This is a genomic window from Chryseobacterium proteolyticum (assembly GCF_046591535.1).
GTDB classification, from domain to species: Bacteria; Bacteroidota; Bacteroidia; order Flavobacteriales; family Weeksellaceae; genus Chryseobacterium; species Chryseobacterium proteolyticum.
Genome location: NZ_JBJLWK010000015.1, coordinates 1 through 11,739 on the forward strand (window position 1 = coordinate 1; position 11,739 = coordinate 11,739).

At 32.9% G+C, this 11,739-nt stretch carries 5 protein-coding genes; all 5 read right to left on the minus strand.

Features of this window, described 5'->3' with window-relative positions:
• The coding region (locus ACJ5H0_RS22980; protein WP_411252175.1) for an amino acid adenylation domain-containing protein at positions 1-5,559 on the minus strand (5,559 nt) is incomplete at its 3' end.
• Complete coding sequence (locus ACJ5H0_RS22985; protein ID WP_411252176.1) at positions 5,559-8,090, minus strand: non-ribosomal peptide synthetase; 2,532 nt, start codon at positions 8,088-8,090, stop codon at positions 5,559-5,561. The genes ACJ5H0_RS22985 and ACJ5H0_RS22980, both read right to left, overlap by 1 nt.
• A gap of 62 nt (positions 8,091-8,152) precedes the next feature.
• Positions 8,153-8,836 (minus strand): phosphopantetheine-binding protein, encoded by a 684-nt coding sequence (locus tag ACJ5H0_RS22990; protein ID WP_411252177.1) that lies wholly within the window; start codon positions 8,834-8,836, stop codon positions 8,153-8,155.
• A complete protein-coding gene (locus ACJ5H0_RS22995) occupies positions 8,820-10,985 on the minus strand; it encodes a non-ribosomal peptide synthetase (protein WP_411252179.1) in 2,166 nt (721 codons plus the stop codon). The genes ACJ5H0_RS22990 and ACJ5H0_RS22995 overlap by 17 nt, the downstream gene beginning before the upstream one ends.
• A gap of 17 nt (positions 10,986-11,002) precedes the next feature.
• Positions 11,003-11,739 (minus strand): condensation domain-containing protein (locus ACJ5H0_RS23000; protein WP_411252178.1); only part of this gene is annotated, 737 nt, incomplete at its 5' end.

The following is an 11,739-nucleotide window of genomic DNA, read 5'->3' on the forward strand; positions in this document are numbered from 1 at the left end:
ATCAATTCGCTGTTGCGGATAATTTAAATCTACCGGCACATAGGCTGCTCCGGATTTCAGTACTCCCAATAAGCTAACAAGAAGGAATTCATTTCGCTCCAATTTAACTGCGATTAAATCGTCCGGAGCAATAGTATAATGAGCTCTTAAATAAGCCGCCAGCTGATTTGCCTTTTCATTTAACTGCTGATACGTAAGCATACGATCTTCAAAGATAACCGCCGTATTATCAGGCGTTTTAGCAACCTGTTCTTCAAATAAATCTACCAGGGTTTTATCCTCTGTATGAACAACTTTTGTATCGTTAAAGTCAAATAGTAATTGTTGCTTTTCTAGCTCTGTCAAATAATTTATGGTTTCTAACGCCTGCGAAGGATGATTTATGCATTCTATTAATACATTCTCAAAATGAGCAAACATTCTTTCAATGATTTCACGATTATAGATATCTGTATTATAGTTTATTGAAAGCGACAACACATCTGTTTCAACAAAAGTATACGTAATATCAAATTTAGAAATTGAACTTTCAATCTCATAAGGACTCACTTCAAGATTTAGCAGCGTATCATTGTTCAGATTGTTCAATTGCCCTTGACTTTGTAAAACCATCAGGACATCAAACAGCGCCGAGCGGCTCATATCTCGTTTTAAATTTAACTTACCTACCAGAGAATCAAAGGAATAATGCTGATGTTCATAGGCTTCCAGTAATGTTTCTTTTTGAGTGGTAAGTAAATCATGAAAACTAAATTCTTCTTTTAGTCGTGTACGGATTGCCAGTGTATTAAGATATAAACCTATTTGATTCTCCAAATCAGAATGCTCTCTTCCTGCTATTGGAGTTCCAATGATAATATCATCCTGACCGGTATATCTGTATAGCAATGCATTTATTCCTGACATTAAAGTCATAAATAAAGTAACATCCTGTTCTTTTGAAAAAGACTGAAGCCTGTCTGAAAATTCTTTTGAAAATCTTTGAGTCACATTTGCTCCGTTATAAGTCTGCACCAAGGGACGGGCATTAGAACCCGGCAATTCTAAAACCGGCAGAGTCCCTGAAAATTGTGTCAGCCAATAGTTTTCTGAAGCTTCTTCATTTTTTTGTTCTTCATTTCGCCAAACCGCATAATCTTTATATTGAATTTCCAATTGTGGCAATTCTGCTTCTTTTTCTTCCAATAAAGCATTGTAGATTTTTATTACTTCGGAGATTAAAATTTCCATAGACCATCCGTCGCCAATGATATGGTGCAACGTTAAGAAAAACAAAAATTCATCATCTTTTAGTTGTATAATAGTGGCCCTTAGAAGAGGTGCATGCTCCAGATCAAATGTCTCATTATTGCTTTGTTTTAAATAATCAGAAAGTAATTTTTCCTGGTTGATCATAAAACGAAGATCTTTTTCAATGATTTGAAAATCTACAGCTGAAGCTGGAACAATATATTGATAAACTTCACCTAATTGAGTCGCTTTAAAGCAGGTTCTTAAAATTTCATGGCGTTCAATTAACAATTCAAAAGAAGTTTGAAACTTAGCAGTATCAACATTTCCTTTTAAACGAACCGCACCCGGCATATTATACGCCAGAGATCCCCCTTCAAGTTGGCTTAGTACCCAAAGTCTGCTTTGAGAACCCGTTAAAGGATAAAATTCAGATTCCGAAGCTTTAGAAATAACCGAATACTTTTTGCTTTTCAATATTTTACTTAATCCTGATATGGTAGCATTCGCAAAGAAATCTTTATAGCTTACAGAACTTCCCAATTGTTTTTGAATTCTGTTGATTACCTGGGAAATTATTAAACTATGCCCTCCCAGATCAAAGAAATTGTCATTAATACCGATTTTTGGCAACCCTAGTACCTCCTGCCATATTGCAGCCAGCTGTTTCTCGATTTCTGTGGATGGTTCAACATATTCTTCTTTTATTAAGTCACTGTCATTTAATTCCGGTAATGCTTTAAGATCGGCCTTTCCGTTGGAAGTGAGTGGAATAACATCTAATTGAACATAATAATCAGGAACCATATATTCTGGTAATAACCTGCTTAAAGTATTCTGAAGTTCTTTTTTATCAATTTCATGATCTGATACATAATAGGCTGCCAGAATTTTGTTCCCTTCGCTGCCTTTAGTCACCACAACGGCCTGTTTTAAAACGTTAGAAGATTGTAACAGCGTAGTTTCAATCTCACCGAGCTCTATCCTAAAGCCCCGGATTTTTACCTGATTGTCTTTTCTGCCTAAAAACTCTACAGAACCATCTGGAAGCCATCGCCCAAGATCACCTGTGTCATATAGTGTATCTCCTTGAACAAATGGATTGGATATAAATTTTTCTCCTGTTAAATCCGGACGATTCAAATAACCTCTTGCAACTCCTGCTCCGCCTACATATATTTTACCCACAACACCTGTCGGAACAAGACTTAAACCTGCATCCAGAATATATGCAGAACTGTTTGAAATGGGTTTTCCCAGTGGAATCGTTGTATAATCTGAATGATCAATTTCATGGGTCAATGAAAAAGTAGTGTTTTCTGTAGGGCCATATCCGTTGCTGATTCTAATGCCCGGAAAAGTATTCAACACCTTTTTCACATGATGAGGAGAGACTACATCTCCGCCAACTATCAGTCGTTTAATGTTTCTAAATACATTGATATTACTATCTGCAACATAGCTAAACCATGAAGCTGTCATCCATAAACTATCTACATTATTTTTATTGATTATTCCTTCCAGCTTTTCATTTTGCAATAAATCATCCTGAGAGGCAAGAATAAGCTTAGCTCCGTTTAATAAGGTTCCAAAATATTCTAAAATAGTTGCGTCAAAAGATATAGCTCCAGTACTTAAAAGCGTATTCTTTTGACCCAAAGGAAAGTAAGAACAAGGCTTTACAAGTCTCACAACACTTTTATTTTCAACCATAACCCCCTTAGGATTTCCGGTAGTTCCTGAAGTATAAATCACATAAGCCAGATCTGATGGTTTATTTATCCTCTCTGGATTGCTATTTCTATATTTTTGATTTTGCTGTACAAATAATACCAACTCAGCATCATCCAAGATTATTTTACTCTGTGTCTCCTTTATTATAAAATCTATTCTATCCTGCGGATAATTAGGATCTATCGGCACGTAGGCCCCGCCAGATTTCAGGATTCCTAAAACTGCAACAATCAGATTTTCACTTCTGTCAAGCTTAATACCAATTAAATCATCTGCCTGAATGCTGTAATTTTCTCTTAAATAATAAGCAAGCTGATTAGACAGTTCATTTAGTTCATGATAAGTAAATGCTTTCTGTTCAAAAACAACAGCAGTATTATCGGGTGTTTTTTCAACCTGTTCTTCAAACAAATCAATTATTGTTTTATCTTTTGGATAAATAACTTCAGTAGCATTAAAATCAACCAGTAAATGTTGTTTCTCCGAGGATAATAAATAGTTTATCTGATCTACCGTTTTTGAAGAATCTGCAATCGAATTGACTAACAGGTTTTCAAAATGTGCAAATATTCTTTCTACTAAAAAATCATCATAGATATCTGTGTTGTATTGTATGGTTAAAGATAATCCGTCTTCAAGTTCTGTAAAGATAAAACTCATGTCAAATTGAGCTGTTTTGTTTTCAAAAACATACTCTTCAACTTCCAACCCCTGCAATGATTGGGTATTGTAAAGTGATTTAACCTGATTCTGATTCTGAAGCGCAATCATTACATCAAACAATGCAGAACGGCTAGAGTCTCTTTTTAAATTTAATTGATCAACTAATAGGTCAAAAGGATAATTTTGGTATTGATAGGCTTCTAATAAAGTATGTTTTTGCAGGGCAAGTAAATCTAAAAAGCTGCTTTCACCTTTAAATTTGGTACGGATAGCAAGCGTATTAAGATATAAACCAATTTGGTTCTCTAAATCCGGATGTTCTCTTCCTGCTAACGGCGTACCCATGATAACATCATTCTGTCCTGAATACTTATACAATAAAGCATTAACGCCGGCCATTAAAGTCATGAACAAAGTAACATTTTCCTCTTTAGAAAATTGCTGTAACTTATTCAAAAAATCGTGTGAATATCTATTTGAGATATGACTCCCATTATTAGTTTTTATCAGCGGGCGTGTTTTAAAAGCAGGTAATTCCAGTACAGGAATCTCTCCAGAAAATTGATTTAGCCAATATTTCTCAGATACTTTAATTGCATCTAAATTAGATTCATTTTGCAGCCAGGCTGCGTAATCTTTATATTGAATCTTTAATTCAGATTGTTTTATTTCTTTATTATCCAATAAATTATTATACGCCTCAATGATTTCAGAAATCATGATTTTTGAAGACCAGCCATCCCCTATTATGTGGTGACGTGAGAAAAAGAAAATATGTTCTGTAGCTGAAACTTTTACTAAGCTTGCTTTGACTAAAGGTGCTTGTTCAAGATTAAAAGGAATATTATTTAATGTAATCAAATGATTTTCCAGATCTTTTGGTTCTTTATCCTGATAATCAAAAAAATCAATTTCAAAAACAACTTCTTTCTCCGATAAAATAAACTGACGCAACTCTCCTGTTTCATTAATCTTGAAATAGGTGCGCAGAATTTCATGTTTATTTATTAAATGTCTAAATGAGTTTTGAAAAACCTCTACATTAAGAATTCCGGTAAGTTTAATAGCCGTTGGCATGTTATAAGCCAATGACCCTCCTTGAAATTGGCTCAGCAGCCACAATCTGTTTTGTGAAGGAGTGACAAGGTAAGACTCTGATTGTGATACTATTGGAATGGCAGAATAATCTGAATCTGACATTTTCTTGGTTAAACCGGCAATGGTTGGATTAGCAAAGAAATCCTTAAATGAAATACTTTTTCCTAATTCTTTAAACGTTTTGTTAATAACCTGGACGATAATTAAACTATGTCCGCCTAACTCAAAGAAATTATCTGTAATTCCGACTTTTTCAACATTTAAAACTTCTTCCCAGATCTTAGCCAATCCAATTTCTATTGTTGTTGCAGGCGCTATATATTCATGTCTGATAAGATCTTCTCCTGAAATATCCGGTAACGCTTTACGATCTACTTTTCCGTTTGGAGTCAAGGGCATTTTCTCCAGCTCTAAATAGTAACCGGGAAGCATATAGTCCGGCAATTTATTCTGGAGATAGCTTCTTAAATCTGATTTGTTAATATTTTGATGAGAAACATAATAAGCAACTAATATTTTCTCCCCGTTTTTTTCTTTTACATCAACAACGATTTGATCTAACGATTCTGAATACCCAGAAACAGCACTCTCGATTTCTCCTAATTCTATTCTGTGACCTCTTATTTTTACCTGAAAATCTTTTCTTCCTTCAAACACAACAGAACCGTCAGGATTCCATTTTCCCAGGTCTCCTGTTTTGTACATTTTTGTTCCTTCACAAAAAGGATTAGCAACAAAACTGGACTCTGTTTGTAAGACATTATTAAAATACCCTCTTGATAATCCTGATCCCGAAATATAAATATCTCCGGTGATACCAACTGGAACCGGCATTAAAGCATCATTAAAATATAAACCTGTGTATTTGAAATGGGTTTACCTATTGATATGTTATCTGAATTATGCACACGGCCTATTGTTGATGAAATAGTAGCTTCCGTTGGCCCGTACTTATTATATAACTGATACTTTTCTACATATTTATCTATCAATTCAGGTTTGAAATGTTCACCTGCAGATATAATTCTTTTTAGGGATAAAGCTGAACATAGATTTAAGTTTACTAATAAGCTAGGAACACTATGTAAATGAGTAACCGCATTTTTTTCTATTATTTTTTCCAGTTTTTCAGCATCCAATACCTCTTCTTTTTTAACAATACATAATGTGGAAGAGCTCAATAAAGCTGTAAAAATCTGTTCTACGGAAGCATCAAAAGAAACAGATGACAATAAAGCAATCCGTTCATTTGGCTCTATTTCTAAAAATTTTATCTGATGTAAAAGATAATTGACCAGATTGCGATTTTCTATCATCACTCCTTTTGGATTACCCGTAGAGCCTGACGTATAAATCATATACACTAAATCTCCTGCTTTTGATGTTTTATCAGGATTGGTTTTGTCAAATGAAAAACGAACCGAATTAAACTTTTCAATTTCAGCCGAATCAATTACTTTTTTACATGTGCTGTCTTTTTCAATATACTCTATTCTTTCCTGCGGATATGCGGGATCGATGGGCACATAAGCAGCTCCGGATTTTAATATTCCCAGAATTGATACAATTAGTTCTACACTTCGTTCTAACTTGATTCCAATGAAAGCATCAGCAGCAGTAAAATACTTTGCTTTTAAATACCCGGCAAACTGATTAGCTCTTTCATTTATTTCGATATAAGTAAATTCTTCTTCTTCAAAGATTACGGCAATATTATCTGGTGTTTTTTCTACCTGTTTTTCAAATAAAGCAATCAGTGTTTTATCTTTTGGATATGCTGCTGCAGTATTGTTAAAATCGTACAATAGCTGCTGCTTTTCGTTTGAAGATAAATAATCAAGGGAATCTATTGATTGTTCTGGTTTTGCAATGACCAGCTGCAGTAATGAACCGAAATGATTTAAAAGTCTTTTGATAAAATCAGGAGTATACAAATCGGTATTATAAGTAACAATCAGGTTTAATCCTTTTTCTAATTCTACAAATGAAAATTTTAAGTCGAACTTACTTACTTTATCGTCCTCTATATCTAAGTTCTGTACTTCTATTTCACCCAAACGATATGCATCTCCATTTAGATTATTTGTGTTTTGAAGCGTCATCATAACATCAAATAAAGGATTACGGCTTCTGTCCCGTTGTAATGGTAATTGTTCTACCAGTTCATCAAATGGATAATCCTGATGCTTATAGGCGTTAAGAGTATTTTCTTTAACATGGGCAAGAAAATCAAAAAAGCTATCCTGTCCTTTAAATTTTGTTCTCAGTGCTAAAGTATTCACATAGAAGCCAATTTGATTTTGTAAATCAACATGTTCTCTTCCGGCAACAGGACTGCCTATAATAATATCTGTCTGATTGGTATATTTATAAAACAATAATTTTACTGTTGCTAATAATCCCATAAAAAGTGTACTTCCCTGAGATTGACATAAAGCATTAAAGTCTCTTAAAATGGTATCATTGTAAACTTTTTTCAACGACCTTCCATTATACGTTTTTATGGCTGGTCTTGTTTGATAAGTTGGTAAATTTAAGTTGGGCAATTCACCTTCAAACTGATTTATCCAATAGTTCTTATGATTACTCATATCAATTTCTTTCAATTGATTTTGCTGCCATACAGCATAATCTTTATATTGAATTTCCAGAGGAGTTAATGGATTTTCAACCTCGTTTACAAAAGAATCATATAGGGCAAATAGTTCATTGATCATCAAATCGTTTGACCATCCGTCGCTTATTATATGATGCATGACACATATAAAAGTAAAAGTGTCTGAGGAAGTTTGAACCAGTTTAGCCTTAAGCAAAGAATCTTTAGATAAATCAAAAGAATACTCAATTTCACTTATAATAATCTCTTTTTTTCTTTCAGATAAATTTAAGCTGTTGCTTATATCTTCATATTCTAATTTAAATTTGATGTCTTCAATATCAAGTATAATTTGTCTGACATTTCCTGAATTTTCTTCTTTAAATACTGTCCGTAAAGATTCATGACGCTCAATTAAGGATTGAAATGCCTTTTTTAAAACCGGGATTGCTAAATTTCCTTTTAATTGAAAAACGCTTGGCATATTATAGGCCGTATTTGCGCTTTCTAATTGGCTTAATAGCCATACTCTATGTTGAGAAGAAGACAAAACATAACTGGATGCTACAGGAGCCTGCGGTATCAACTGACTCTTTGTCTTTTTAGTTTTATAGGAGGAAATAAATTCAATTAAATCATTTTTATGCAGCTTAATTTCATTCAATAAGGCCTCAGTCATAACTCCTTTAGGAGCCTGAATATCTAGTTTATCATTAACTAAATCAATTTTTATATTAGAACTTGTTAATTTTTTAAGTAGTGCTTGCATTCCCTTATTGAATTTATTTAATCCTTAGTTTTTTTCTTTCTCTTATTTACTTGATTTTCAAATCAAATGGAGAAAATTTCAGTTTCAGTATTATTCTGATTATTCTCCTCATCAGAAACACATAAATCACTAATATTCTCTATAAGTACAGCCTGATCTTCCAATACAATATTTTTAAATAAATCATTTATGACCAACTTTATTTTAAATTCAGTATTGATAAGGCCTATTAATTTCATTGCTTTTAAGCTATGCCCCCCTAATTCAAAGAAATTATCTAAAACACCAATATTGTCAACGGCTAAAACTTTCTTCCATAACCCAACTAATTTTCTTTCCGTTTCATTTCTTGGGGCTATATATTCTTTCTTAATTATATTATTGTCAGATATGCCCGGTAATGACGCTCTGTCTATTTTACCATTAGGAGTCAAAGGAAAGCTATCCATTGTTATATAAAAACCGGGAATCATATAATTAGGCAGTTTTGTCTGGAGGAATTCTATTAATTGAGTAGTTTCAACATCCTGATTAGCAACCATGTAAGAAACTAGAGATGGGTCTGAGTTTACCTCTTTTAATTCTACTATTGTTTGTTTAATATCTTTAGAAAATTGTGTGATTGCAGATTCTATCTCACTTAATTCTATTCGGTATCCACGAAGTTTGACCTGCTGATCTTTTCTTCCTAAAAACACTATAGTACCATTAGGCAGCCATTTTCCTAAATCACCTGTTTTGTACATTTTTTTTTCCTTCCTGAAATGGATTAGAAACAAATTTTTCTGAAGTTAAATCTTCACGGTTCAAATACCCTCTTGCCAGACCTGAACCTCCAATACAAATTTCTCCTGTAATTCCTTCGGTCTGTATATTATTGAATTCATCAACAATATAAATAGAAGTATTAGCAATAGGACGACCAATTAAAATAGGCTCTTCCGTAGATGTAACCTCATAAATGGTACAGCCAACCGTAGTTTCTGTTGGACCATATTCGTTAATAATTCTAATTGCCGGATTGATACTTTTTAATATTTCAATGTGCTCTTTTCTAAGTTCTTCCCCACCAACAATTGCCAATTCAATTTTGTCTGATCTTAAACCTAGCCCCTCTAAAGCACTAATATGAGCAGGTGTCAGCTTTATGCAGGATATATCACTCTCTAAGTAGTTCTGAAAAATTTCTATCAAATTACTGGTTGGTTCTGCTATTTGTAAACATCCTCCGCTAATGAGTGGTAAAAACAAACTGGTAACAGTTAAATCAAATGATAATGAAGTAAATAGACCAAAATTTGTATTCGTTAAATCATTGGTTAAATAATAATCTTTTGCCCAAATAAGATAATTGGTCAGAGAGCTGTTCTCAATCATTACACCTTTAGGATTCCCCGTTGAACCTGAAGTATAAATAACATAAGCTAAATCATTTGGAGTATGAATTTTTTGAAGGTTATTCTTTGAATAATTTTCCGAATTCTGAAGGAATCTTTCCAATTCTGATGCATCAATAACAAGTTTGCTGTTACTATTTTTCTCTATGTAATCAATCCTTTGTTCCGGATAGTTTACATCGATCGGGATATAAGCCGCACCCGATTTTAATACCCCTAAAATAGCGATAATCATTTTCTCGCTTCTCTCTAATTTAATCCCAACAAAATCATTGGATTGTATAGCATAATTTTCTCTTAAATAAAAAGCCAATTGATTTACTTTTTTATTTAAATCTGCATATGTAAATACCTTTTCCTGAAATAAGAGAGCAATATTATCCGGATTTTCAGCAACCTGTTCTTCAAATAAATCAACAATGGTTTTTTCCCGTGGATAAATAACCTGAGTCGCATTAAAATCTACTAATAACTTTCTTTTTTCTTCGTCTTTTAAATACTGAATATTTTGAACTGTTGATTCTGGATTCGTTATTGATTCTATTAGAATTTTTTCAAAATGGAAAAACATTCTTTCAATAAGAGAAGCATCATAGATATCTGTATTATATTCTATGTTTAACTCTAAAACAGTGGTTTCAACAAAAGTAAAACTGATATCGAACTGAGAAGATTTTCTCGGAACCTTGTAATTACTTACCTCAAGATTTACCAGCTCTTCATTACCTAGGTTATTTAATTGTGACTGATTTTGCAATACCACTAAAACATCAAATAAAGCTGAACGGCTACTATCTCTTTTTAAATTTAATTTACTTACCAGTTCATCAAACGGATAATTTTGGTGTTCATATGCCCCCAGTAAAATTTCTTTTTGTTTTTTTAATAATTTTAAGAAAGAAATATTTTTTTCAAACACAGTACGAATTGCAAGCGTATTTAAATAAAGCCCGATTTGATTCTCTAAATCCGGATGTTCTCTTCCTGCAATTGGGATTCCTATTATAATATCATTCTGACCTGTATATACATGCAATAAGCTATTAATACCTGTCATTAATGTCATAAATAAAGTAACATCCTGTTTTACTGAAAATCCTTTTAACTTTTCCAGAAAATCCTTTGAAAATTGATGGGTGATATTGTTCCCATTATGTGTCTGATGTAATGGACGTATTTTAAAACTTGGGATGTTCAATACTGGCAATTCTCCCATAAACTGCTGCTTCCAATATTGCTCTGAAAGTTTATATTTCTCTTGTGGTAAAATGTCATTTAACCACACAGCATAATCTTTATATTGAATATTTAATACTGGTAATTCACTTTCTTTTTCCAGCGTTAGTGCATTATAGATTTTTATAACTTCAGATATTATAACTTCTAACGACCATCCATCACAAATGATATGATGCAGAGATAAGAAAAACATATAAATATCAGATTCTAACCTGATGAGTGAAGCTCTCATCAGAGGTGCTTTTTCTAAATCAAATATTTTGTTATTTTCTTGTACTAAATAATCTTCAACTGACTTTTCTTTATCATTGAAAGTAAAAAATCCTGTTTTGAAATTTTAAATTCTACCTGTTGTACAGGAACAATAAACTGAGAAATTTCTCCTTCATGATTGGCTCTAAATGAAGTTCTTAATATCTCATGGCGAGCTATTAATTTAAGAAATGCTTCCTGAAATTTATTGATATCAATAATTCCTTTTAATATAACTGCTGCAGGCATATTATAGGCCAATTCACCTCCTTGTAACTGGCTTAAAACCCATAATCTATTTTGAGAAGGTGTTAAAGGATAAGATTCTGATTCTTCTACATTTGGAATTGTAACATAAGTACTAATCTCTATAACCTTGCTTAAACCGAAAATAGTAGGATTGGTAAAAAAGTCTTTATAGCCTACAGAACCTCCCAATAATTTTTGAATTCTGTTTATCACCTGTCCTAATAATAGACTGTGTCCTCCTAATTCAAAGAAATCATCGGTAACTCCAATATTTTTGATCCCTAATACATCCTCCCAGATTAAAGCCAGTCCTTTTTCAATTTCACTTTGTGGTGCTACATATTTTTTGCGGAAAATATCTTCTGACGATACTGACGGAAGCGCTTTTCTGTCAATTTTTTGATTTGGAGTTAATGGAAATTCTTCTAACGGAATGATCACATTGGGGATCATATAATAAGGCAGACTCATCTGCAAATGGGTCATAATCTTTTCAAGATCAATTTCTTCAT

Bases quoted from the DNA above. Each gene is read 5' to 3' on its own strand.
- ACJ5H0_RS22985 (WP_411252176.1), bottom strand. From the start codon at position 8,090: ATGCAAGCACTACTTAAAAAATTAACAAGTTCTAATATAAAAATTGAT.
- ACJ5H0_RS22990 (WP_411252177.1), bottom strand. From the start codon at position 8,836: ATGTACAAAACAGGTGATTTAGGAAAATGGCTGCCTAATGGTACTATA.